The sequence below is a fragment of the Croceibacterium selenioxidans genome, from assembly GCF_018599195.1.
Lineage (GTDB): Bacteria > Pseudomonadota > Alphaproteobacteria > Sphingomonadales > Sphingomonadaceae > Croceibacterium_A > Croceibacterium_A selenioxidans.
On record NZ_JAHFVK010000001.1, the window covers coordinates 1,584,101 to 1,607,845 of the forward strand.

25 protein-coding genes are annotated in these 23,745 nt (G+C 64.9%); 8 read left to right on the forward strand and 17 right to left on the reverse strand.

Features of this window, described 5'->3' with window-relative positions:
* The first annotated feature begins 74 nt into the window (after positions 1–74).
* The 3 genes from KK137_RS07730 to KK137_RS07740 are packed head-to-tail and all read left to right on the forward strand — an operon-like array spanning position 75 to position 3,819.
* A complete protein-coding gene (locus KK137_RS07730; RefSeq protein WP_214535557.1) occupies positions 75–1,781 on the forward strand; it encodes a MoaF N-terminal domain-containing protein in 1,707 nt (568 codons plus the stop codon).
* A gap of 12 nt (positions 1,782–1,793) precedes the next feature.
* The gene (locus tag KK137_RS07735; RefSeq protein ID WP_214535558.1) at positions 1,794–2,288 is read left to right on the forward strand and encodes a hypothetical protein; all 495 of its coding nucleotides are present in this window, start codon (positions 1,794–1,796) and stop codon (positions 2,286–2,288) included.
* A gap of 22 nt (positions 2,289–2,310) precedes the next feature.
* On the forward strand, positions 2,311–3,819 hold the full coding sequence (locus KK137_RS07740; RefSeq protein ID WP_214535559.1) for a tannase/feruloyl esterase family alpha/beta hydrolase: 1,509 nt from the start codon (positions 2,311–2,313) through the stop codon (positions 3,817–3,819).
* 18 nt (positions 3,820–3,837) lie between these two features.
* Here the strand turns inward: KK137_RS07740 and KK137_RS07745 are convergent, their stop codons facing one another.
* Both KK137_RS07745 and KK137_RS07750 read right to left on the reverse strand, forming a co-directional pair.
* Positions 3,838–4,386 (reverse strand): NINE protein, encoded by a 549-nt coding sequence (locus KK137_RS07745; RefSeq protein WP_214535560.1) that lies wholly within the window; start codon positions 4,384–4,386, stop codon positions 3,838–3,840.
* 119 nt (positions 4,387–4,505) lie between these two features.
* A complete protein-coding gene (locus KK137_RS07750; protein WP_214535561.1) occupies positions 4,506–5,468 on the reverse strand; it encodes a hypothetical protein in 963 nt (320 codons plus the stop codon).
* Positions 5,469–5,702: 234 nt separating this feature from the next.
* Here KK137_RS07750 and KK137_RS07755 point away from each other — a divergent pair, with 234 nt between their 5' ends.
* The gene (locus KK137_RS07755) at positions 5,703–8,435 is read left to right on the forward strand and encodes an ATP-dependent DNA helicase (RefSeq protein ID WP_214535562.1); all 2,733 of its coding nucleotides are present in this window, start codon (positions 5,703–5,705) and stop codon (positions 8,433–8,435) included.
* A complete protein-coding gene (locus KK137_RS07760; RefSeq protein WP_214535563.1) occupies positions 8,432–8,965 on the forward strand; it encodes a SixA phosphatase family protein in 534 nt (177 codons plus the stop codon). Before KK137_RS07755 ends, KK137_RS07760 begins: the two co-directional genes overlap by 4 nt.
* A gap of 58 nt (positions 8,966–9,023) precedes the next feature.
* On the opposite strand, the gene KK137_RS07765 is transcribed toward KK137_RS07760, so the two are convergent.
* The 10 genes from KK137_RS07765 to KK137_RS07810 form a co-directional block, all read right to left on the reverse strand.
* Positions 9,024–9,617 (reverse strand): hypothetical protein, encoded by a 594-nt coding sequence (locus KK137_RS07765; protein WP_214535564.1) that lies wholly within the window; start codon positions 9,615–9,617, stop codon positions 9,024–9,026.
* Complete coding sequence (locus KK137_RS07770) at positions 9,614–10,150, reverse strand: RNA polymerase sigma factor (RefSeq protein WP_250893617.1); 537 nt, start codon at positions 10,148–10,150, stop codon at positions 9,614–9,616. Before KK137_RS07770 ends, KK137_RS07765 begins: the two co-directional genes overlap by 4 nt.
* 72 nt (positions 10,151–10,222) lie before the next feature.
* The gene (locus KK137_RS07775) at positions 10,223–10,609 is read right to left on the reverse strand and encodes a MerR family transcriptional regulator (RefSeq protein ID WP_214535565.1); all 387 of its coding nucleotides are present in this window, start codon (positions 10,607–10,609) and stop codon (positions 10,223–10,225) included.
* Positions 10,606–10,908 carry an integration host factor subunit alpha gene (locus KK137_RS07780; protein ID WP_214535566.1) on the reverse strand — a complete coding sequence of 101 codons (303 nt, stop codon included), beginning with the start codon at positions 10,906–10,908 and terminating at the stop codon, positions 10,606–10,608. The genes KK137_RS07775 and KK137_RS07780 overlap by 4 nt, the downstream gene beginning before the upstream one ends.
* A 99-nt stretch (positions 10,909–11,007) precedes the next feature.
* Positions 11,008–11,973 carry a beta-ketoacyl-ACP synthase III gene (locus KK137_RS07785; RefSeq protein ID WP_214535567.1) on the reverse strand — a complete coding sequence of 322 codons (966 nt, stop codon included), beginning with the start codon at positions 11,971–11,973 and terminating at the stop codon, positions 11,008–11,010.
* A complete protein-coding gene (plsX, locus tag KK137_RS07790) occupies positions 11,970–13,028 on the reverse strand; it encodes a phosphate acyltransferase PlsX (RefSeq protein WP_214535568.1) in 1,059 nt (352 codons plus the stop codon). The genes KK137_RS07785 and plsX overlap by 4 nt, the downstream gene beginning before the upstream one ends.
* A 25-nt stretch (positions 13,029–13,053) precedes the next feature.
* On the reverse strand, positions 13,054–13,233 hold the full coding sequence (gene rpmF, locus KK137_RS07795; RefSeq protein ID WP_082553650.1) for a 50S ribosomal protein L32: 180 nt from the start codon (positions 13,231–13,233) through the stop codon (positions 13,054–13,056).
* 146 nt (positions 13,234–13,379) lie between these two features.
* The gene (locus tag KK137_RS07800) at positions 13,380–14,054 is read right to left on the reverse strand and encodes an MBL fold metallo-hydrolase (RefSeq protein WP_275950682.1); all 675 of its coding nucleotides are present in this window, start codon (positions 14,052–14,054) and stop codon (positions 13,380–13,382) included.
* A gap of 68 nt (positions 14,055–14,122) precedes the next feature.
* The gene (locus KK137_RS07805) at positions 14,123–15,136 is read right to left on the reverse strand and encodes a nuclear transport factor 2 family protein (RefSeq protein WP_214535569.1); all 1,014 of its coding nucleotides are present in this window, start codon (positions 15,134–15,136) and stop codon (positions 14,123–14,125) included.
* A 26-nt stretch (positions 15,137–15,162) separates the two neighbouring features.
* On the reverse strand, positions 15,163–15,792 hold the full coding sequence (locus KK137_RS07810; RefSeq protein ID WP_214535570.1) for a S24 family peptidase: 630 nt from the start codon (positions 15,790–15,792) through the stop codon (positions 15,163–15,165).
* Positions 15,793–15,968: 176 nt separating this feature from the next.
* On the opposite strand from KK137_RS07810, the gene KK137_RS07815 reads away from it, so the two are divergent.
* Together KK137_RS07815 and KK137_RS07820 are read left to right on the forward strand one after the other, a co-directional pair.
* On the forward strand, positions 15,969–16,130 hold the full coding sequence (locus KK137_RS07815) for a hypothetical protein (RefSeq protein WP_420829315.1): 162 nt from the start codon (positions 15,969–15,971) through the stop codon (positions 16,128–16,130).
* On the forward strand, positions 16,105–16,458 hold the full coding sequence (locus KK137_RS07820) for a hypothetical protein (protein WP_250893618.1): 354 nt from the start codon (positions 16,105–16,107) through the stop codon (positions 16,456–16,458). Before KK137_RS07815 ends, KK137_RS07820 begins: the two co-directional genes overlap by 26 nt.
* A 21-nt stretch (positions 16,459–16,479) precedes the next feature.
* Here the strand turns inward: KK137_RS07820 and KK137_RS07825 are convergent, their stop codons facing one another.
* From KK137_RS07825 to cobT, 4 genes are all read right to left on the reverse strand, one after another.
* Entirely contained in the window at positions 16,480–17,913 is a 1,434-nt protein-coding gene (locus KK137_RS07825; protein WP_214535572.1) for an aldehyde dehydrogenase family protein, read from the reverse strand.
* A gap of 38 nt (positions 17,914–17,951) precedes the next feature.
* Positions 17,952–18,869, reverse strand: coding sequence for a D-2-hydroxyacid dehydrogenase (locus tag KK137_RS07830; protein WP_214535573.1), 918 nt, complete (start codon positions 18,867–18,869; stop codon positions 17,952–17,954).
* 4 nt (positions 18,870–18,873) lie between these two features.
* Positions 18,874–20,361, reverse strand: a complete 1,488-nt coding sequence (gene cysS / locus KK137_RS07835) for a cysteine--tRNA ligase (protein ID WP_214535574.1) — start codon at positions 20,359–20,361, stop codon at positions 18,874–18,876.
* 117 nt (positions 20,362–20,478) lie between these two features.
* Positions 20,479–22,296, reverse strand: coding sequence for a cobaltochelatase subunit CobT (gene cobT, locus KK137_RS07840; RefSeq protein WP_214535575.1), 1,818 nt, complete (start codon positions 22,294–22,296; stop codon positions 20,479–20,481).
* A 63-nt stretch (positions 22,297–22,359) separates the two neighbouring features.
* Here cobT and KK137_RS07845 point away from each other — a divergent pair, with 63 nt between their 5' ends.
* Complete coding sequence (locus KK137_RS07845) at positions 22,360–23,010, forward strand: DUF2490 domain-containing protein (protein ID WP_214535576.1); 651 nt, start codon at positions 22,360–22,362, stop codon at positions 23,008–23,010.
* On the opposite strand, the gene KK137_RS07850 is transcribed toward KK137_RS07845, so the two are convergent.
* Positions 23,007–23,696: a DUF4197 family protein gene (locus tag KK137_RS07850; RefSeq protein ID WP_214535577.1), complete on the reverse strand. Its 690-nt coding sequence runs from the start codon at positions 23,694–23,696 to the stop codon at positions 23,007–23,009. The two genes, KK137_RS07845 and KK137_RS07850, sit on opposite strands and share 4 nt — an antisense overlap.
* Positions 23,697–23,745: the final 49 nt, after the last annotated feature.

Below are 23,745 nucleotides of genomic sequence, written 5' to 3' on the forward strand. Positions count from 1 at the left end.
CAATCCCCGCTTGCGCTGACGCCCCGCTGTGGCAGGTAAGCGCACAAAGAGAACACAACAGGGAGAGATGGGGTATGGCCCTGCAAGCCTATCCGGACGTGCCGCTATTCCGGTATCCGTTCACGCAGCTGACCGCGGCGCAGGTGCAGGCCAAGCTTGCGGGGCCGGCGCGGGGCGGTCCGGGGAGCAAGGGGCCGCTCGAAACAGACCTGGCGGGTACCAACCTGCGCGTCGTGACCGACGGAGCCGGCACGCTGAGCTGGCAGTTCGGACAGGGTAACAAGGTCTCGTTCGAAGGGGCAGAGGCCGGGTATGGCGCGCTGACGCTCGACCATGTGACGCTGATCTCCCACCTCGTCCCTGACTCGACGCGCGGATATGCGATCGCCTGGGACCGTCACAGCAATCTCGCCACGGTGTTCGAGCTGTGGTTCGGCGGCGGACCCTCCCCGCACGACCGCGAAGTCAACCGGGCGGTGTGGCACGGTTATGTCCAGTCCGGCGATAGCGAGCCTCCGACCGAGCGGCACGCGCCGACGCTGCGGCTGGAGGGGCGCGCGTTCGCGTGGACCGAGGATACCGGCAACCGCACGATCGAATACTATCCCTCGGTCACCTACACTCACTGGGTCGAGCTTGACCGTCTCAAGGGGAAGCGCGGCTATTCGGCGCCGATGGACTACATCCAGCTGACCGAAGACCTCTATCTGGTGGCGCGCGTGGAGAGCGAGTTCTCTGGCTTGCTGCACATGTACCTGGTGGATGTGAACCGGTTGCTGCAGGCCGGGCTCCGCCTCGGGTTCAACGGCGCTGACGAGCTCGAGTACTACATGTTCCGCGGCACCGGCGAGTGGCTCGGCCAGCTCGCCCGATTCGAGAAGCTGGGCGATTTCAGCGCCGAGCCGCTCAAGATCGAGAACGCCAAGAAGGGCGAGCGGCGGATCTATCGCCCGGTCGCGACGATGGACAAGATGACCCCGGCCGAAGTCGCCAAGGTCGTGGCGGAGAACACCCACGTGTTCGACCGCCCAAGCCCGATGGCCGGCAACGGCACCAAGCCCAGTGGCGACTTGGCGGGCAAGGCCTTTGCCATCCACTACGACGACGGGCCTCAGATGGAGTACCGCTTCACCACCGCCGACAGCCTGCAGTGGCGCAGGAACGGTGCAGGGGATTGGAAGGAAGCGCGCTACAACGCGTGGGAAGTCATGCCGGGGGCGTTCATCTTCGGCCACTTGCTGCAGGGCGAGCCCAATCACGACGGCCATATCGCGGTGATCGACCTCGATGCGGGCCTCGCGACCAACTATCACGGGTTCCTCAATACGCCCTACTTCGCCAACGAGGCCGGCGCCGAGACGCTGTTCGGCAAGATCGTGGGCCAAGGCATTCCCGATCCCGGGACCAAGCGGCACGAGCGCACGAGTGACTTGCTGGGCCGGGCGTTCACCTGGGAGTATTCGCCGGGCCTCAATTCGATGCACCTCTATTCGACGCCGAACACGACCTCCTGGATCATCCCGACGCCAACGGGGCACTTCGCGACCGAGTGGAGCGGCAGCGGGGATTTCGTGAAGATCCGCGACCAGCTCTACTTCGCGCGCTGGCAGGAAGAGGCGTGCAACGGGACGCTCGGCACGATCCTGATCAACATGCGCACCATGCACGATGCCGGCATCGGCTATCATTGCGGCAAGAACGGCCTCAGCATGAGCGCAGTCGGCGCGCCTGCCCGGCATGCCGGAAAGTTCAACGTCGACAAATTCTTCCCCGCGGCCTGAGGAGGACACGAGATGGAAAAGCTATCCGCCACGAACCGCCGCAGTTTCCTGAAATCGAGCGCACTTGTCGCCGTTCCGATCGCAGCGGCTGCGCCAGCTGCCGCCCTCGCGGCCGATGACAGTCGGGCCAAACTCGCCCGGCTGGAAGATGAGCGGTCGATCGAAGCGCTCCAGCGCAAGTTTCTGCGCTACCTCAACGGCGCTGCCGACTGTGCTGAGTTCATCGCTTCGCCCGAGAGCATAGATCTCGGACAGGACGTCCGCTCGATCGCCGAGGATCTGGGGCACGAGATATCGCTCGAATTCGCCGAGAACGGTCTTTCCGCCAAGGCTCGCTGCGCCTGCACCTTAGAACGAGAGGCCGAGTTCACCGGCCACTCGACCCTCGAACAGATGGCTCGCTTCCAGGGACAGGGCAGCCACCGACACGAGGAACGCCAGGTCCTCGTCACCGAGTTCATCAAGGGCAACGACGGCTGGCGCATCGCCAGTGCACGGCTCGCCTGACAACGCCTTGAAAGGGTCGCCAATGAGATTTCTCGCAACAGTCGCGCTCGCCGCGCTGACAGCAGGCTGCACGACCAGCGAAACGGCCACCACGAGCCCCGCCGGTTCTCCCGCTCTCGCCGGGGCCGATACTTGTGCGGCGGTGAGCGCCTCGATGCTCGGTGCCGCCAACGCCAGCGGGAAGTGGGTTCCCGGGGCCAACGGCCTGCCCAGCTTTTGCGAGGTCACCGGCACGCTGTCCCCCGTCCCCGGCTCCACAATTGGCGTGGTCTATCGCCTGCCGGCAAGCTGGAACGGCAAGGTCCTTGGTATTGGCGGCGGCGGCTGGGCCGGTAACATTACCATCCAGGCTGCGAGCGAAGGTTTGAAGAAGGGCTACGCCACGTTCCAGACGAACGCCGGCCACGATTCCACCAACGTGTGGGACACGAGCTGGGCCGCAAATCCGGAAGCGGCGAAAGACTTCGCCTGGCGCGGCATCCACGAGATGACCGTCGCGGGCAAGAAGCTGGTCGAAGCCTACTACGACCAGCCTCACCGCCGTGCCTATTTCCAGGGCTGCTCGACCGGTGGACGCATGGCGCTGATGTCGGCGCAACGGTTCCCGGCGGACTACGACGCCATCAGCGCGGGGGCCCCGGTGTACACACTGCAGGTCCAGACAAGCGCCGTGCTGCGCAACCAGACATTCGCCAAGAACAACGGTGGCTTCACCGCCGAGGACCTCGCGCTCGCCAAGTCCTCCGCCCTGGCCAGCTGCGACGCTGCCGATGGCCTCAAGGACGGCCTGATCGCCGATCCGCGCCAGTGCAACTGGGACCCCGCGACGATCCAGTGCTCAGGCGCCAAGAACGCCACCTGCCTCGCCCCGGCGCAAGTGACCGCGCTGCGCACGGTGTACGACGGCGTCCGCACCCCCGACGGCCAGTGGGGCATGTTCCCGATGAGCCGTGGCGGCGAGACCGGCTGGAGCCTTTTCGTCGGCACCAATGGCGCCGGCACCGACCCGAGCGGGGGCGGCGGCCTGCGGGGTCTGTTGCCGCTCATCTTCGGCAATCAACCGATCGACCTCGCCACCATGACCCTCGCCAACGTGCAAACCCTGCGCGGCAGCGCCTTTGCCGCGATGTACGAGGCAAAGAACCCCGACCTGTCGGCCTTCTTCGGCCGCGGCGGCAAGCTGATACTGTGGCATGGCGAGAACGACCCCGGCCCGAGCCCGGTCGGCACCAACGACTATGTCCGTGCCGTGCTGGCCAAGAACAACGCCGCTCCGCAATCGATGCGCTACTTCACTCTACCGGGCGTGGAGCACTGCCGTGGCGGGCCCGGCGCCGACGAGGTCGAATGGCTCGATGCCCTCGACAGCTGGAAGGAAAGCGGGACGGCACCCGAAGTGCTCGTCGGGACCAAGGCCGACGGCTCGTTAACCCGGCCGCATTGCGCCTGGCCAACGGTTGCGCACTACAAGGGCACCGGAGACGCAAACGACCCCAAGAGCTGGCAGTGCGTAGCCAGGGCCGCTAGCTGACTGCGATAAGCCCGCCGGTCAGGCGAAGGTCGCGGCGACCTCGCTCGGCCGGCGGTAGCGCCTCTTGTAGAGGCGATGGATGAAGAACACGTCGCCTAGGACCCATAGACCCCAGCCCACGAGCACGGCGAACCCCGCGATGCCGAACCCGCCATCTCCGGTAGTGGCCGATGTGAAGATCAGCATCCACGAAAATACGCCGACGAAGAACTGGATCACCGCCGATTGGTAGGCGCCCAGATAGAACCTGTGCGCGGAGAGGTTTCCGAGAATGAACCACAGCAGGTAAGCCATGGGCAGACTGCGATCACCTGTCGGCTTGCCTTTGAAAGCGCCGCCCTCGTTGGAATGGTCGTCTCCGGCTTCCGCCTTGCGCGCGCGTTCCGAAGCCAGGAACGCTTCACGCCGCCGCGCCAAGTCCGGGTCACCCGAAGGCAGCCCAGCGAGGGAACCGAACGACCCATGCCGTCGTGCCGAGTTGTGCAATCCGTCGAGGCCCAGTCCGACCGAAGCCGCGGTCGCAGCCGCGCCTTCAACCCCGAGCCCCTTTCGCCCAAAACCGCTCATGCGTGCCCCCAAGCCTACGCAATTCGGCAAGAGCTATCGCATGAAGTGGTTAATATCTTCGCACCATGCGCGAAGGGGCGGCCGTGGAGTAGCCGCCCCTTCTACGCTGCCTCGGGTGATCAGGCAGCGGCAGTCTTGCTCCGCGACAGCTCAGGCCAGTTCGCGGAATACTGGCTGAGGTCGATCCAGGGCTCGGCGTCGGTGAAATCGCGGCCCAGCGATTGCAGGATCAACCGAGCGCGCTTCATTCGGGCCTTGTAGCCCACGAAGGGGTTGGCTCGGTCCGGCTTGGCGGCGACCATCCGCTTGAGGAGGGCGTCGCGCTCCTCGAAAGATGCAGGCATCGTCCGCGGCAAAGCCACACCGGCGCCGGAGTGAGCCAGGTTCGCCGGCTGAGTGGGCGCCAGGTTCTGCGACCAAATGCGCGCCGGTACGGGCGTGGCGACGACCGGCGAAGCGCCCAGCGTGGCGGGTACCTGTCGTTCGACAGGCTTCGGCGCAGGCCGCGCACCGCTCGCGGCGCGTCGGTCAAGGGGCTTACGCCGTCCGATGGCAATAAAGCCCCACACCGCGAGGGCCAGGACGGCGAGTCCGCCCAGCCCAATCGGTAGCAAGTCGTCGGCTAGTTGGTTGTCGACTGGCGCGGCCGGAGCCTCGTCAACCACCGGAGCCGGCTCGCCAGGCTCAAACGGAACCACGTCTACCGGAGCCGCGGGGAGTTTCGCTGCCGGTGCCGGATCCGCTACGGCCACAGGGGCCGCACGCGGCGCCTCAGCCTCGCGCGGTGCGGTCGCTCGTTGCACGGTTCGTGTCGTGGGAGCGGCAGCGACAGGGTCCGTCGAAGCGGCGGGAACTGCTTCCGGTTCGGGCTCTGGGATCGGCTGAACCACCGGCGATGAGATCATCACCGGTTCGGCAGTCTTGGTCGGGCTGGTTTCGGGCAATGGAGCCGGCGCGGCGACCTCAGGGAACGGGCTAACCGAAGGCTCGGCGGATTGCGCAAACCCCGGAGTGGCCCCAAGCAGCATGGCCGTGGCAATCACGGAGGCACTGCTTAGCGAGCTGTTGCGTGTTTTCTTCATAGCAAGGCCCAAAATGGCCATGGCGCGATTCGCGTTCCCTGACGTTTTGTTCATGTTGATCGGAAGAGCCCTGTTTTTCCGCCCTTTTTCCAAGAGCGGGACAAGATGGGCCGAAAGATTGTTGGGGCGGACCGAGTTCGCAGATTACGCCAAAATGCGTCTCGGTGCGGGAAAAGCCGCTAGCGAGAACCCATTCGCGTTTACTTTTCGTTCCTGTCGCAGCATCAGGATGGCATGCCGGCCGTCCCCCTTCCCGCTCTGCATGCGAGCCATGCGGGCACGTGGCTGCGAAGGCCGAACGGGGATACCCGCGCCGTCGGCAAGGGCGAGGCCATTATGGCAGCGGCGGACACCCCGCTCCTTCTGCTCAATGCGCCATTGGTGGCAACGCGGCTGGGTTACCCGGACTTGTCGGGACTCGACCTGCTCGAGCTATTTGCCTTCGTCCATCCGGCTCGCTTCGTGGTGCCGACGCCAAAGGGCCTGGCGCACGCACTCGGTTTGCCAGAACCCACAAGTGACGACGCCGTCCCTGCCTTGCTGCAAGAGGCTGCAGGCGCGCTGATCGAAAACTGCGAGAGCGAGAACTGGGTCGAACGGGAAGGCGCCTGGAGCGGCCTGCAGTCGCTCACTCGCCTGCGCTGGCCCTGGGCCCAGGTGATTGCCCCGCATATCCGGAGGCCCGATCGGGCAGAGAAATGGCTCTTCTCCAAGCTGCCCGAATGGGAGGAGGCCCCCGAGCGGCCACAGCCTGCGCAGGTCTCCCTCGATGAACGCGAGATCGAAGCCCGGCTCGAAGACCTTACCGGCGATGGGGCGGAACGGCGAGAGGGTCAGCGCGCCTACTCGAAGGAGGCGGGTCGGGTGTTCGCTCCGCGGGACCGCCGGGGTACGCCGCACGTGTTGCTGGCGCAGGCCGGAACGGGGATCGGCAAGACACTCGGCTATCTTGCACCGGCCTCGCTGTGGACCGAGCGGTCCCAAGGCACGGTCTGGGTTTCGACCTACACCAAGAACCTCCAGCGCCAGCTCCGCCGCGAAAGTACGCGCGCGTGGCCCGAGGCCCGGTCCGATGGCAGCCGCCCCGTCGTGGTGCGCAAGGGGCGCGAAAACTACTTGTGCCTGCTCAATCTGGAGGATGCGCTGCAGGGCGGCTTCGGCGGGCGCGCGGCCATCCTGGCTCACTTGGTGGCACGCTGGGCCGCCTATAGCCAGGACGGGGACATGATCGGCGGCGATTTGCCTGGCTGGCTCGGCACCCTGTTCCGCAACCGCGCCATCCGCTCGCTGACCGACCAGCGCGGCGAATGCGTCTATGCCGGATGCCCGCACTACCGGAAGTGCTTCATCGAGCGAGCGGCGCGCGCCTCGGCCCAGGCAGATCTGGTCATCGCCAATCATGCCTTGGTGATGGTCAACGCTGCGCGCGGACGTGACCACGCGCAGCGTCCGACGCGCATAGTGTTCGATGAAGGACACCACGTGTTCGAGGCGGCCGACAGCACGTTCTCCGCCGCCCTCACAGGCCAGGAGGCGATCGAACTCAAGCGCTGGATCGTGGGGCCGGAGAAAGGCTCGCGCAACCGCCGCAGGGGGCTCGCCGCGAGGCTGGCCGATGTCGCCAGCTGCGACGAGGCTGGCGGCAAGGCGATTGCACAGGCCTGTGACGCGGCCGAGGCGCTGCCGGGCGATGGCTGGCTCCAGCGGCTCGCAGAAGGCAATCCATTTGGCCCCATCGAAGCGCTCCTCGCCGCCGTTCGGGCGGTGACTTACGCCCGCGACGAGAGCGGCGGGCAGGAGGCCGGCTATGGTATCGAGACCGAGGCGGCCCAGCTCGACGGCAACTTCGTGGAGCTGTCTCAGCAAGCGGCCGCGGCGCTCGCCGCGATCCGCCAGCCGCTGATCCGGCTGGGCGTGAGGCTCGAAGCCCTGGCCGAGGACGCGCCCGACTGGCTCGACGGGGCGGGCCGCGCCAGGATCGAGGGCGCGCGTCATTCGCTTGCCTGGCGCATCGACACCCTCTCGGCCTGGGAAGCGCTGCTCAACCGGCTCGGCGGTCCGACCGATCCCGAATTCGTCGACTGGCTCGCGGTCGAACGCTCCGATGCGCGCGAGTTCGATATCGGCCTGCACCGGCACTTCCTCGATCCGATGAAGCCCTTCGCCAAAGTCGTGCTGGAACCCGCGCACGGCGTGATGCTGACAAGCGCGACCCTGCGCGACGGCGACGATTGGCAGGCCGCGGTCGCCCGTTCGGGAGCCGCGCACCTTGAAAGCCAGCCCCTCCTCACCAGTGCCGAGAGCCCATTCGACTACGCTGGGCGCGCCGAGGTGCTGATCGTCACCGACATCGCCAAGGGAGACATCCCGGCGCTGGCCGGCGCCTACGCCCACATCATCGAAGCCAGCGAAGGCGGCGTGCTCGGCCTGTTCACCGCGATCCGCCGGCTGCGAGCGGTCCACGGCCGTGTCGCCGACCGGCTCGCCCGGGCGGGATTGCCGCTTTATGCCCAGCACGTCGATCCAATCGACACCGGTACGCTCGTCGACATCTTCCGCGACGATCCCAACGCCAGCCTGCTCGGCACCGATGCCCTGCGCGACGGGGTGGACGTGCCGGGCCGTAGCCTCCGCTGCGTCGTGATGGAACAAGTGCCCTGGCCCAAGCCCTCCATCCTGCACCGCGCCCGCCGTGCCGCCAACGGCGGGAGCGCGCATGACGACCGCCTGATCCGCGCGCGACTCGCTCAGGCCTTTGGGCGGCTCATTCGCTCGGCGGAAGACAGCGGGTTCTTCATCGTCCTGTCCTCAGCGTTCCCGTCGCGGCTGCTGAGCGCCTTTCCCGCGGGCACGCCCGTTCATCGCCTGACCTTGGCGGACGCTTTACAACGCGTCGCGACGGGTGTTTTCTCTGAGCGGGGCAACGGCGCGGCGATGGCGCCGGAAGAGGAACGGGACCAGCAGTGAAACGGCTCGGTTTGCTGAGGCACGCGAAATCGGACTGGAGCGACATGTCGCAGCGCGATTTCGATCGGGGCCTGAACGACCGCGGCCGCCGCGGCGCGGCCGTCGTCGGGGAGCACATCCGCGAATATGGCGTGCGGTGGGACACGCTCCTCGCCAGCCCCGCCGAACGCGTGAAAGACACGCTCCAAGCGGCACGGTTGCAAATTCCCATCCATTGGGACGAGCGCATCTATCTCGCCGAAAGCAGCACACTGATTCATGTTCTACAAGGCGTAGAAGGCGATCCGGACGCCGTTTTGCTCGCCGGGCACAATCCGGGCCTGCAGGAACTGGTCTTCGACCTGGTCGCGGCCGAAAATGAGAACGCCCTATTCGCCGAGGTGGCGGAGAAATACCCGACCGCGACCTTCGCGGTGCTGGAGTTGGACATCGGCCGTTGGGCCGACTGCGAGCCCGGCTGCGGCACGCTGGTCCATCTCACCCGTCCACGAGACCTCGATTCCGAGCTGGGGCCGGAGCGCGTCCGCTAGGGTCAACCCCGGATCTGGTCGTTTCGCCGTCAGCTTCCGATCGTCCCGCGGGCCTTCCTCACGCGCCCCGCCCCGTAAGCGCGTCGATGTCGTCGATATGCCGCTGCAGCTTTGCCGCAGCCTTCTGGTTCCACCACCACAGTCCGCCAAGCGACGCCCCGATAATGCCCAGCAGCACCAGTTCCTGCCAGCCGACAGCCGCCGTCTCTCCCGTCTTGCTTAGCCTCACCGCCCGTCCGCCCAGCATGATGACGAACAGTCCGGGAAGAAAGGGCAGAATATACCACCAGAAGATCGTGCGTAGGGCGTCCCGCTGCCTGACGAGTTGCGCTCGTGAGAAAAGCAGGATCGGCATGGTTCCGGCATTTTCCGGCGGGACCGCCGAGGCGCGCCTGTGAAGCTGCCATGCGGCAAACACGGTGCCAGCGACGATCATCACCGATCCGATCTTTTGCAGCACGTGGGGCAAGACCACGATGTAAACCGAAAAGACCACGAGCGCGACGACGCAGGCCGCGTACTCGATCAGGTTGCGGCGGCGAACGAAACGGTAGAACTTGTCGGCCCCTGCCCGCACCTCGTCCAGCGGCAAAGCTCCGCCGATTTCGACCGAGGCCTGCCACGCTTGCTTGGCATCGTCATCGGGAGTCATGCCCGTTTCTCCTGTGCGCGATAGGGCTCGGCGAGCAACGCCTTGAGCCGATGTATACGGACGGCCACGGCGGAAGCCGAAAGACCGGTGACTTCGCCGATCTCCGCCGCGGTCAGGTCTTCGAGGTAGAGCAACATGACCTGGCGATCGGCCGGTTCCAGCCGGTGGATCGTCGCCAGCAGCCGGTCGGACAGCGTCCGCTCCCCGGTGCTGTGCTCGGGATCGTCACTGCCGGGAAACTCGGCGATCTGTTCGAGGCCGACCAGCGGCAAGCGACGCTTCCGCCGCCCCGTCATCATGTGCGTGACGCCGACATTGTGCGCGATACGGTGGACCCAGCTCTTCTCGGCACATTGTCCTTCGAAGATCGCGAAGCTGCGCCACAGCGCCGCGTGAATCTCCTGAACGAGATCGCGCCGTAAATCCGCATCAAACTCGTAGCCGTGGGCCAGCCGTTCGATCATCGCACCGTGCGTGCGCGCGGCGACGAGATAACGTGCGTCCTGCTCCGCTCTGGCGGTCTTGCCGTTCATGCCTCATCCGATCCCTTCGACCTGATTAGTCGAAGGGCTGAGGCATGTCTTACAGCGATGACTGAAAAATCGTCAGGTCGCGAGCGCCGCGGCGAGCCTTTGCCTGATCGATCGAAGTTGCGGCAAGAGCGCGGGATCGGCCGGTGAAGCCGGCCCCCTCGAGATCGGCAACGGGACCGTGGCTGCCGGCGTCCCCTTCTCGATCGCCTGGCGGGCACCCTTGAGGGTGTATCCCTCGCGATTGATCAAGCGATCGATGGTCGCCACCAGCGCCACGTCTTCCGGACGGTAATACCGTCGCCCGCCACTACGCTTGAGCGGACGAAGCATCGGGAACTGCTGTTCCCAATATCGAAGAACATGTTGGCGGATACCGAAGCCGGCCGCCAATTCGCCTATCGTGCGAAGGGCGTCCGGCTCCTTGCCGTCGTCAAATGCAGGATGCCCCGCGTCGCTCACGCGCCTTTGGTGATCCTGTCCTTGAGCTTCTGGCTCGCCCGGAAGGTCATGACCCGACGAGGAGTGATCGGAACCTCGATGCCGGTCTTGGGATTGCGACCGACTCTCTCCCGCTTGTCACGCAGGATGAATGTGCCGAACCCCGAGATCTTGACGTTCTCGCCCGTGGCCATCGCGTTGCACATCTTGGCCAGGATCTCTTCGACCAAGGCCAAACTTTCTGCTCGCGAAAAGCCCAACTTGCGATTGATCGTCTCAGCAAGATCGGCGCGCGTTAGTGTACCAACGGATCGCATCATCTCGTGCGTTCCTCCAAAGCTACTTTCGTGCGACCCCTGGGACGATAAATGACTGAATTGCGAGCGTTTGGCAAGATGACTAAACGCGCAACTCACAAGCTATATGCGAAGCAGGCTGGCGCCCCAGGTAAAGCCCCCGCCCATGGCCTCCAGCATCACCAGATCGCCGTCCTTGATGCGCCCATCGCGGCGCGCCACGTCGAACGCAAGGGGCACCGATGCGGCTGAGGTATTGGCGTGGCGGTCGACGGTGACGATCACCTTCTCGGGCGGCAAACCGAGCTTGCGCGCCGTCGCGTCGAGGATGCGCATGTTGGCCTGATGAGGCACGACCCAGTCGATGTCCGCGGCCGTGTGGCCGGTTTGGTCGAGGACCTCCTCGAGCACTTCGGCAAGGTTCACCACCGCATGACGGAACACTTCGCGGCCTTTCATGCGAAGCTTGCCGACCGTACCGGTTGTCGAGGGTCCACCATCGACGAACAGCAGATCCTTGTGCCGGCCATCGGCATGGAGCCGAGAGGCCAGGACTCCGGGGCCATCTTCCGCGACCTCTTCAGCCTTGAACACCATCGCGCCGGCACCGTCGCCGAACAGCACGCAGGTGGTGCGGTCTTCCCAGTCCAGAATCCGGCTGAAGGTCTCCGCGCCAATTACCAGCGCACACTTCGCAAGTCCGGTGCGGAGCATCGAGTCGACCGTCGCCAGCGCATAGACGAAGCCCGAACATACGGCGGCCACGTCAAACGCGGCGCCGCCTGCGCACCCCAGCGCCGCCTGGACCTTGGTGGCCGTGGCGGGGAACGTGCTATCCGGCGTCGCGGTGGCGAGCACAATCAGGTCGATTTCGCTCGCTTCGATTCCGGCGTCCACGAGCGCCGCGCGAGCCGCTGCGATAGCCAGGCTGCCAGTCGTTTCGCCTTCACCGGCAATATGGCGATGGGTAATGCCGGTCCGTTCGCGAATCCATTCGTCACTGGTCTCGACGAAAGTCGCCAACTCGTGATTGCTCATCAGCTTCGGCGGCAGTGCCGACCCTGAGCCCTTGAAGACAGATCGGATCACTTGGCAGCTCCACCCGATCCGTTTTCACGCAGGCGAATTTCGCCAAGCTCGGCCAGGTCAGCCGTGATCCGTTCGGTCAAGTTTTCTTCGAGAAGGCGGGCGGCGACAGCCACGGCATTGGCCACACCCGCGGCATTGGCGCTGCCGTGCGACTTCACCACCACGCCGTTGAGGCCGAGGAAGACGGCCCCGTTGTGGTTGTTGGGATCGAGATGGTGCCGCAGCAGTTCGGTCGCCGGGCGCGAAATCAGGAATCCGATTTTCGAGCGCAACGAACTGCGGAACGCATCCTTCAGAAGATCGGTCACGAAACGCGCCGACCCTTCGATCGCCTTGAGCGCGATGTTGCCTGAAAATCCGTCCGTAACCACGACTTCGATATTTCCACGGTTGATCTTGTCGGCTTCGACGTAGCCCTCGAAGCTCAGGGCAAGGCCCGTCGCGTCGCGAAGCCTTTGGGCGGCCTCCTGCAATTCCCCGGTGCCCTTGGTTTCCTCGGTCCCGATGTTGAGCAACCGGACACGCGGCTTGTCGCGCCCGGTGACGATCCGCGCATAGGCGGCGCCCATGATCGCGAACTGCACCAGGTTGCGCGCATCGCACTCGGTATTGGCGCCGAGGTCGAGCATGATCACGTCGTGCTCTTCGAGCGTCGGCATCAGCGCCGCGAGCGCCGGTCGATCGATGCCCGGCATGGTCCGCAGCGCCAACTTGCTCATCGCCATCAAGGCCCCGGTGTTGCCCGCACTCACGGCAGCGCCGGCGTCGCCGTGCTTCACCGCTTCGATGGCGAGGCCCATCGAGGTCTTCTTGGCCCGGCGCAGGGCCTGCGTCGGCTTCTCATGCCCGCCGACGACATCCTCGCAATGGAGGATTTCGGAAGCGTTGCGCATGTTCGGATGGTTTTCGAGGGCGGCTTTGATCCGCGCCTCGTCACCGACGAGCAGGAATTTGAACTGGTCATGGCGACGCCGCGCGAGCGCGGCGCCGGAGACCATCACGCGCACGCCCTCGTCGCCGCCCATCGCATCAACAGCGATACGCGGCAGGCTCATGCGCTATTCCTTGGCAATCCGGGCCTTAGAGCCCGACGGAGACGATCTCGCGTCCGTTATACTTGCCGCAATGGGTGCAAAGATTGTGCGGGCGCTTGAGCTCGCCACAATCGGGGCATTCGTGGAATGCTGCAACCGTGAGAGCGTCGTGCGAACGGCGCATGCCCCGGCGGGAGGGAGTAGTTTTTCTCTTAGGGACTGCCATTTCGGCACCTGTTCCTTGAAATCTCTGTCGTCTTTGACGGCGCCCCTAAGCCAAGCCCCTTGCATGCGCAAGGGCAACGGCGTCTGGGCAGCCATGCGGCGAAGGCGCGGCCTATAGCGATTTTTCGCGAGTGCGCAAGGGAGCCATCAGTGCCCCGCCCTGATCGCCGCGTCGCTCACGAACGGATTGCTCTGTCGCTCGCGGCCGAAGGTGCTGGTCGGACCGTGGCCCGGGACGAAAGTTACCTCGTCGCCGAGAGGCCAGAGCTTGCCCGTTATCGCGTCGAGCAGGTCCTGATGGTTGCCCATGGGGAAGTCGGTTCGGCCGATGGAGCCCGCGAACAAGACGTCGCCGACAAAGGCGAAATTCGTGGGGCGATGGAAGAATACCACGTGGCCCGGCGTGTGACCGGGACAGTGGATAACTTCAAGCTCGACTTCGCCGAAACTGACAGTGTCGCCGTCCTCGAGCCAGCGATCCGGTTCGAACACTCTGGTTTCGATCCCGAAACGTGGTCCGTCATCCTCGAGCCTGGCAATCCAGAAGCGGTCGGCCTCTTGCGGGCCCTCGATCGGCAGCGACAGCTCCTTGGCCAACATCCCCGCCTGGCCGCAGTGGTCGGCGTGACCGTGAGTGAGCAGGATCTTCTCCAGCGTCACGCCGGCCTTCGCCACGCTCGCCTTGATAAGGTCGAGATCACCGCCCGGATCGACCAGCGCGCCGCGCAGCGTCTTGCTGCACCAGACCAGCGAGCAGTTCTGCTGGAACGGCGTGACGGTGATGATGGCGGCGCGCAGCGGGGCTTCTTGGACGTCGGTCATGGCGGACAGGTGGACGTATTTGGCCCGGCCTTCAATCCTTCACGGGCGAGCTCGGGGAGGAGTTACGCTTACCTCGCCCGCCTCGCCTCCATTTCCTTGAGCCACTCCTCGCGCGTCGGCATGATCGGGTTGTCGATGCGGCGGAGAATCTTCCATTGGCCGTCCTCGCGGATGAATTCGTCCTCATAGAGCCCGGCCAGTTCCGGTGTGGGTTCGCCGTCGTTGCCGCGCATGATCAGAAGGTGGCGCGATCGGGCAGTGGCGTGGTCGCCATCGACGTCGACCTGCGGATTGGACACCAGGTGATAGTCCTCCCGGTTGACGAAGCCTGGCGCCGGGGCGCCGAACAGGCCGACCAGCATGGCCTTGATCTCTTCGCGCCCGCGGCGGACCGTGTTGCCGTTCTGCCAGGTGCCCTGGCGAGCGAAGAGGGCGGCATATCCGTCGAAGTCCCGCGCATCGAGCCGGGCGGAATATTCAACCAGCACCCGCTGGATCGCGAGCTGGTCCTCCACCGCCCGCAGGCGCGCGTCGTTGCTCCGCACTGCGAGATTCGGACCCTGCGCCGAGGGCGGCTCGTTGGGATCGCTGAAGGGAATCTCGCCCCAGGTCGTGCGCCGCGCGATCTTCCATTTCCCGTTCTCGCGCACGAACTCGTCCTCATAGCGCCCGGCCATTAGCGGGGTCGGGCGGTCGTCGGGAGAGCGGGACCAGAACAGGTACTTGGAGATAACCCGGGCGCGGTTGCCGTCGATCTCGATCAACGGGTTGGTCAGCATGTGGAAGTTCGCCTTGTTGACGAATCCCGGCTCCGGCTTGCCGAGGCCATCCTCGAGCATCTTGCGGATCGCCTCCGGCCCAGTGAACTTTCCGAAACCGCCGATCCATTCGCCGTCCGCAGCAAAGAGCCCGGCATAACCGGCGTAGTCACGGGCATCGAGGTAGGCGCCATATTCGACAAGGATTCGGCGGATGTCGGACTCCGCCTCCATCCGCTCGACCCGCTGTTCGAGAGTACCTTGCCCCAAGGCGACCGACGGCAGAGCCATCAAAGCTACGGCGAAAACGAACCGATGGTGCATGTACCCCTCCCCCAAGGCGATCAATCCTATATCCTGCCGCCCTTCCATACCACGCGGCCCACGACATCGATGTCGGACATTAGCACCTCGACCGGTTCATAGGCCGGATTCTTGCTGATCAGCCGCAGGCGGTCGGGCGGCACGGCCTGGAGCAGCTTGACGTGCAGCGCCTCGCCCAAGCGCACGACGTGGATGCCCTCGCGAAAGGGCCGCATCGTGCGGTCGACGAGGATCTCGTCGCCGTCGCGCAGGACCGGGTCCATGGAATCGCCCATGACCCGGATCGAAGAGAGCATGCCGGGCTCAAGCCGCTGTTCGCGCAGCCAGCGGCGCGAGAAGCGAAACGCGTCGAAGGGAATTTCCGCCGCTCCCACCGCGCCCGGACCAGCCGAAGCTTCTAGCGGCAATCGTGGAATATCGACCCAGTCCTTCGCCTGTTCGTAGGATATTTCCGTCGACGGCCCGCCCAGTTCCGATTCGCCGACTCCGAAGAACCGCGCCAAGCGGCGCCGGTCCTCCTCTTCCAGCTTTCGCGGACTTCCCTTGGTAATATACTGCTGCAAATACGTCGTATTTCGACCGAGCATCCGCGAAAGCGCGGCCAGGCTACTGCCTTGCGCCCGCGCCAGTTCAGCCAATTTCCCACGCGCATCCATGGCCGCGTTCCTATCACACTTGAGAGCGCTCTCCTACACGTAGGATTTTTCCTAGACAAGTAGGATTTGAACCGCAATGGATTGAGTTCGCGGGGCGACTCGCGGGGCCAACACCCAGTTCAACGAGGCGCGTGATGCTGATCCGAAAGGTAGAGGTATTCCTCCGGAAAACCGGAATGCCGGCAACCAAATTCGGCCGCCTCGCCACCCACGATCCGCGCTTCGTGTTCGATCTGCGCAACGGCCGCATGCCGCGCCCACGCATGGAACACCGTGTGGAACATTTCATGAACGACTATCAGGAGAGCCTGCATGACTTCCAGCCCTCGACTTCCTGAGCTCAGCCCGCATATGCGCCGTAACGCCGGCGACCGCGTGCGGGCCGCCCTGCTCGATCTCGCTAAAGGACAAGCGAGAATAGCCAGCCATTCGGAAAGAAGCTGGGCCAGCATCACTTTCGCCGGAGCGCGCCATAAGGTGGCGCTTGAGTTCGAGGGGGAGGGGGCGGTTCACGCGGGCGAATTGTTCATCGCCCTCCTTCCGGATCACGAGTTCGCGATCCCCCGCCAGCTCGTGGCCGATGCGGCCGTAACCGCAGTCGACCATCGCCTCGAACCGCCGTGGATGCAGGTGTGCTGCGAGTTGCTTCTCCTGGAGGAAGGATGACCCTCCCTCTTCGGAGAGGGATCAAACCCGCCGGATCACCAGGTTCCGTATTTCGGTCATGTCTTCGATCGAGAAGCGGATCCCTTCCCGCCCCAGCCCTGAATCCTTGACCCCGCCGTACGGCATGTTGTCGACCCGATAGGAGGACACGTCATTCACAATCACGCCCCCAACCTCCAGCCTGTCCCACGCTTCGAGCACCTTGTGGATGTCTCGCGTGAAGATCCCGGCCTGGAGCCCGAACCGGCTGTCGTTGACTTGGTCGAGCGCTTCGTCCCACTCGGAGAACCGCATCAGGTTGGCGAGCGGCCCGAAAGCCTCTTCCTTGTTGGCGTCGCAGAACTTGGGAACGTTCTCGAGCAAAGTCGCTTCGAGCATCGCGCCTTCAAGCTTGCCGCCACAGAGCAGCGTGGCGCCCGCCTCTACCGCGGCGTCGATCCAGCCCTTGAGGCGCTGCGCCTCCTTCTCCGAGATCATCGGGCCAATGAAGGTGTTCCGATCATGCGGATCGCCCGCGACCAGTGTCTTGGTCTTGGAGACCAGCATGTCCTTGAATCGGTCGTAGATACTGTCGTGAATCAGGACGCGCTGCACCCCGATGCAGCTCTGTCCCGACTGGTAGAACGCGCCGAACACGATCCGCTCCAGCGCGTGATCGAGGTCGGCATCCTTATCGACGATCACTGCCGCGTTGCCGCCGAGTTCGAGAACGACCTTCTTCGTTCCGGCCTTGGCCTTGAGCGGCCAGCCAACGGCAGGCGATCCGGTGAAGCTGAGCAGCTTGAAGCGCTCGTCGGTAGTGAACATGTCCGCCCCCTCCCGGTGGGCCGGGAGGATCGAGAACGCGCCCTCGGGCAGGATATCGCACTCGGCCAGGACCTCGCCCATGATGATCGCGCCAAGCGGCGTCAGGCTGGCAGGTTTCATCACGAACGGGCAACCGGCGGCGATGGCCGGGGCGATCTTGTGCGCGGCGAGGTTCAGCGGGAAATTGAACGGACTGATGAAGCTGCACGGCCCGATCGGCACGCGCTTCCAGATGCCCATGTAGCCCTTGGCGCGCGGAGAGATGTCGAGCGGCTGGACCTCGCCGTAGTTGCGGGTAGCCTCCTCGGCGGCGATGCTGAAGGTGTCGATCAGGCGGCCGACCTCGCCTTCGGAATCGCCGATCGGCTTTCCCGCCTCGACGCACAACGCATAAGCCAGCTCGTCGAACCGCTCACGGAAACGCCCGACGCAATGGAGCAAGACGTCGCGCCGCTCATAGCTTGCCAGCCGTGCCATCGGCCCGGCGGCACGGACGGTCCCGGCGATCGCCTCCTCGATGATGTCGGGCGTGGCCAGCGCGGTGCGGAACGCAACCTCACCGGTGAACTTGTCGGTCACCTCAAGGTCGGAATTGGGCTGCGCAGCCTTGTTGTTGAGGTAGAGCGGGTAAGTATCCTTGAGCTTCATCACGGTCTCCTCCTCTCCCGCAAGCGAGAAAGTACGCCTCAATACCCGCGCGTCAGATCCACTCGCGCTTCAAGCGGTTCGCCCTTACCGAAACGCTCGCAGTTGCGCAGGAACCGCTCGGCCGCGCGCGCCTGGCTGGCGGGCGTCGGAATGCCCGAGAGATGCATGGTGATGTGCGCGTTGTCGAGCGACCAAAGCGGGTGCCCCGGCGGCAGGGGCTCCGGATCGGTGAGATCGAGAATGGCGGCCGCGATGCGCTTCTCGCGCAGGGCATCGACCAATGCGGCCTGGTCCACGCAATCGGCGCGTGCAAAGTTCACCAGCACCGCATCTGGCTTCATGACGTCAAGTTCGGCGGCACCGATCATCCCGCGGGTTTCCCGCGTTCCAGGCACCGCCAGCACGATCCAGTCGAAAATGCCGAGTTGCTCACGCCAATCGCCCTGCCGGCTCGTCACCGGGACCGTCTCGACCTCGAATGCCTCAAGGACCCGGCCGATAGCTCTCCCGATGGCCCCGTTTCCGAGCAGCAGCGCCCGGCTTCCCGCAAGGTCGCGAATCCCCGGCGGCACCGCGAGCCAATCGGCACGATCCTGCGCGCGGACGACAGCGGGATAATCCTTCGCGACCGCCAGCATGGTCATCACGGCGAACTCGGCCACCTGCTGAGTAGTGAGGCCAGTGCCGCAAGTGAGGCTCACCCCGCGCCGCTGGAGATCCGCCAACGGCATCCAATCGACGCCGGCGTAGGAACTGTTGAGCCAGCGAAGCTGCGTCGCCAGTTCGATCGCGCGAAAGGCCGGCGGTTTCACGTGCATGTCGAACCAACCGATCTCGGCCTCGGGCGCATGCCGATGGAGCTCCTCAACCGAGTCCCACCAGCGAACGTCGATCCAATCGGGCAAACGACCTTCGAGAAGAGGCTGAGCGTGCTGCGGAAGGACGGCTATGGTCACGGAGCTAGAGCTTCCACTCCCAGCCGAGCGGATCACCGTCCATCACCTCGACACCGCTCGCGGCGAGGTCGTCACGGATCGCGTCCGAAGTGGCGAAGTCCTTTTCAGCGCGCGCGGCCTTGCGCCGGGTGAGGGCCTCTTCGATCTCCGTCTCCTCGATCGCCGCGCCCTTGGGCCGCAAACGCAAGTCTGCGCGGCCGAGGTCGAGCAAGCCAAGGCCGAGAACGGCATCGAACGCGGACGCGGCCGTCAGGCGATCGCGCGGATCGACCTTCTTGAGCGACAGCAGGTCCTCAAGAACGGTAAGTCCGATAGCGGTGTTAAGGTCGTCCGAAACCGCCTCGTCGAAACGCGCGACGTGGGGCAAGAGCATGCTGCCGACTTCGTCATGCGCCCGCAGTTGCGTCCACCCGCCTGCGGGCTGTTCGATCGGCTCCTCGACCCGCGCCTTCAAGGCCTCGACCGCCATGACCAGCCGCTTCAGGCGGGTGAGAGCCGCACCCAGACCTTCCCAGCTGAATTCCAGCTCGCTGCGATAGTGGGCCTGGAGGCCCATCATGCGGTAGGCGAGCGGGTGATAGCCTTTGTCGATCAGCAGCTGCAGGCGCAGGAATTCCCCCGCGCTCTTCGACATCTTGCCGCTGCGCTCGACGAGGAAATTGTTGTGCATCCACAGCCGCGCGCCGCTGTTGGCCGGCACGTCGAGCCCATTGGTGCAGCAGAACGCCTGGTTCTGCGCGATCTCGTTCGGGTGATGAATCTCGCGGTGGTCGATTCCGCCGGTGTGAATGTCGAACGGAAAGCCGAGCAGCTTTCCGCTCATCACCGAGCACTCGAGATGCCAGCCAGGCGCCCCGCGCCCCCATGGCGAATCCCATTCCATCTGCCGCTTCTCGCCCGGGGGGGTCTTGCGCCAGATGGCGAAGTCGGCGGCATTGCGCTTGCCTTCGACCGCCTCGATCCGCCCCTCCCCCTCGTCGGTCTTGGCACGCGCCAGGCGGCCGTAATCGGCGACGGTTGAAACGTCGAAGTAGAGACCGCTTTCAAGCTCGTAGCAGTGCTTGTCGGCAATCGACTGGGCGAATTCGATCATGGCCGGGACATAGTCGGTGGCGATCGACCAGTGTGCCGGCTGACGGATGTTGAGCGCCTTCACATCGGCCCAGTAAGCCTCGGTATAATGCCGTGCGATGTCCCAGATGGACTGCGCCTTCTCGGCCGCCATCTTCTCCATCTTGTCCTCACCTTCGTCAGCATCGTCCGTCAGGTGGCCGACGTCGGTGATGTTGATGACGTGGGTGAGGCTGTACCCCTTCCAGCTCAGAGTCCGCCCGAGGATGTCGGCAAAGACATAAGCGCGCATATTGCCGATGTGCGGGTAGTTGTAGACCGTCGGCCCGCAAGTATAGACCCGCGCCTCTCCGGCATGGATCGGCTGGAAAGTCTCGAGCTCGCGAGTGAGCGAGTTGAACAAGTGCAAGGGCGCGGTCATCGCCGGCGGGCTTAAGCAGTGCGTCGCCGAGGTCAAGCAGGGGCGGATCGAGACCGTCGCTTTCCACACCTGGCGAAACTCTCACCGTTCATGGGGAGGCCCAGGCGGCCGCTCGGCTCACTCGACCTCGAACAAGTCCGCCAGTTGCTCGATGATCGTCCCGCCAAGCTGTTCGACATCCATGATCGTTACGGCGCGCTTGTAGTAGCGGGTTACGTCATGGCCGATACCGATCGCCACCAGTTGCACGGGCGATTGCTTCTCGATCCAGTCGATCACCTTGCGCAGGTGCGTTTCGAGATAACCCGCCGAGTTCACGCTCAGGGTCGAATCGTCCACCGGGGCACCGTCGGAGATGACCATCAGGATGCGGCGATCCTCTGCTCGCGCGAGCAGTCGGTTGTGCGCCCAGATCAGCGCTTCGCCGTCGATGTTCTCCTTGAGAAGCCCCTCGCGCATCATCAGGCCCAGGCTCTTGCGCGCGCGGCGCATCGGCTCGTCGGCCTTCTTGTAGATGATGTGGCGCAAATCGTTTAGGCGGCCGGGCGCGGCGGGTTTGCCGGAATTCAGCCACTTCTCGCGGCATTGCCCGCCTTTCCACGCGCGGGTGGTGAAGCCGAGAATCTCGACCTTCACGCCACAGCGCTCGAGCGTGCGAGCCATGATGTCGGCGCTGATCGCGGCGATGGAGATCGGCCGCCCGCGCATCGAGCCGGAGTTGTCGATCAACAGTGTGACGACTGTGTCCTTGAACTCCTGGTCGCGTTCGATCTTGTAGCTCAGCGAGTGGCCCGGGCTGACGACCACGCGGGCCAGCCGCGCGGCGTCGAGCAGGCCTTCCTCCTGGTCGAAGTCCCAGCTGCGGTTCTGTTGCGCCATCAGGCGCCGCTGAAGCCGGTTGGCGAGCCGGGTGACGACGCCCTGCAGGCCCGTCAGCTGGCTGTCCAGATAGGCGCGCAGACGGTCGAGTTCCTCGAAGTCGCACAGCTCGGTCGCTTCAACGACCTCGTCGAACTCTTCCGTGAATACCTTGTAGTCGAACGTGTCGGGCAGGTCGGTCCACGAGCGATTGGGACGGACGGGCATCATGCCCTCCTCTCCCTCTTCGCCGGGCTCCCCTTCCCTCATCTCCTGCTCGGTCTCGACCTCCTGCTCGGTCTCCTCCTCGCCCGCACCCTCACTGCTGTCTCCAGCAACCTGCTCCTGGCGCATCTCACTGCCGCCATCGTCGTTGTCGTCTTCGCCCTGCTCGTCTTCGGAGCCCTCGTCCTCGCCCGATTCGTCGTCGCCGGAATCATCGAGCGGCTCCGCCTCTACCAGCTGCAGGTGGCGCAGCATGTCGAGCGAAAGCGACTGAAAGGCCTGCTGGTCGTCGATCGACAGGGCCAGCCGCTCGAAGTCGTCGCCGGTGCGGCTTTCGACGTACTCGCGGACCATCTCCACCCCAGCCTGCGCGGCTTGGGGAATTGGCTGGCCGGTCAGCTGTTCACGCAGCATCAGCGCCAACGCGGTCTGCAGCGGGACCTCGTCCGCTTTGGTCGCGCGGGTGATCGGATCGGTCCGCACGCGCAATTCAGTCGCCGCGGCAAGGTTCTCGCGCATGCCGGCGTAGTTGTTCTCGCCCAGCGCCTCGTAACGCACGCGCTCGATTGCATCGTAGCAGCTACGGGCCGCTGGCTCCGAGGGCATCGAGCGGCGGTGGACCGCCTCGTCATGGAAACGCAGCTTGAGCGCGAAACTGTCGGCCACGCCGCGCGCTTCCTGCGCCTGGTCGCGCGGCAGGGTGCGGCCCGGCATCGGCACACGCAGCGACTTGCCCTGGATTCCAGGGGCGTCGGCGGTCCAGCTTACCTCGGCCTCCGCATCGTGCCCGATGGCCCGGGCAGCGCCGGTCAGCGCCTGCTTGAAGCGATCGAGAGGAGATTCTTCGGCCATGGCAGTGCGATCGATCGGTAAAACTGTGTCTCTACTGGGCAGTTGGGCGGTATAGGCGCCAACATGCTGCGCACAACCGCCTTTTCGGTTTTGACTCTCACCGCCGCTGGAATCATTCCCTCGGACGAAGTCCATGCGGCGGACGAGGACGCGCAGCTGTGGCTATCACAGTCCTTTTCAGTGCCCTTGGCAGAGGACGACGTGACAGGCACGCTGGACCTCTCGCAGCGTGTTCGCGAAAACGGCAACCAACTGCTCTCTCGCGGCATGGCGGAATTCAGGTTGTCAAAAGAGGCGGTCGTCGGCGGAGGCGCCGCGTATGTCGAGACCTTCGACAGCACCGACGAGTTCCGGCCCCATCAGCAACTGACCCTCACCTTTGGCATGTGGTCCTTCCGGACCCGGGTCGAGGAGCGCTTTTTCGAGGGTGCTGATCGAATGGAGCTGCGCTTGCGGCAGAAGGTGACCGCGACCTGGCCGTTGGCAAAGGAGCTCAAGGGCTCGCTGGCCGGGGAGTTGCTCTACACCGCCCGCTCGCAGACCGCCGGCGATGATGCCCATATTGACCAATGGCGCGCCACAGGAGCCCTGACCTACAAGCTCTCTCCGCAGATCGAAGGAACCGCGGGCTACCTTATCATCCTGTCACCTCGCGACGGAGAGGAGGACAAGCTCAGCCACGTCGCGCAGATTTCGCTGACCTATAGGGGCTAGTACAGGGCGCTGCCCCCAAATGCTTCCATCAAGACCCGATCGCGCGTTCCTGCGGGGTCGGCGCGAATCGCCGCTTCCTCGCGGCCGATCTCGGTCCAGATCACGTTTTCGATCGAGCCGGCAAACCCGCGCGCCATTCCCCCGAAGTCGACGCCAGTCAGGCCTACCACAAGCTCTCTGACGAGCGGATCCTCGGCAACCTGCAATGCCTGGCTTACCTCGGGCACCAGCGCTTCGATCAGTTGGCCACCCATCTCCTCTCGGAGATACGAGGTCGCGGCGGTCGGACCGCCTCGAATCAGCGCGATGGCATTGGCGTATCCCACCGTCCGCACGGCGTCGGTCACGACCGGGGCAACGCGGTAGGAAGCGTCGACGGCGATCTCGGCCGCCACTCGCTCCAGCCGGTTCTTGAACAAGGTCGATGTCAGAATATTGGCGAGCACCGAACCTCGGTTACCGAAATAGCCGTTGAGCCCGACCTGCGCGACCTGGCGGTCCCAATAGCCACCAGGCTCGGTCAAGCGCAGGAACGCCCCTTCACTCGCGCGAACGAGCAGGCGCCGGATCGCTTCCTCGTAACTGAAGGCAGGGTAGGTGGCACAACCCGGCAGAGCCAAGACAGCGACCGCGGCGAATGAGCCGCCAAGCAACGCGCGTCGGCGTGTAAGGATCATTTCGGGCATTTTCGCGACCTCTCTTCTTGCCGCCCCCGGCGTACGGCGCCCATATGCC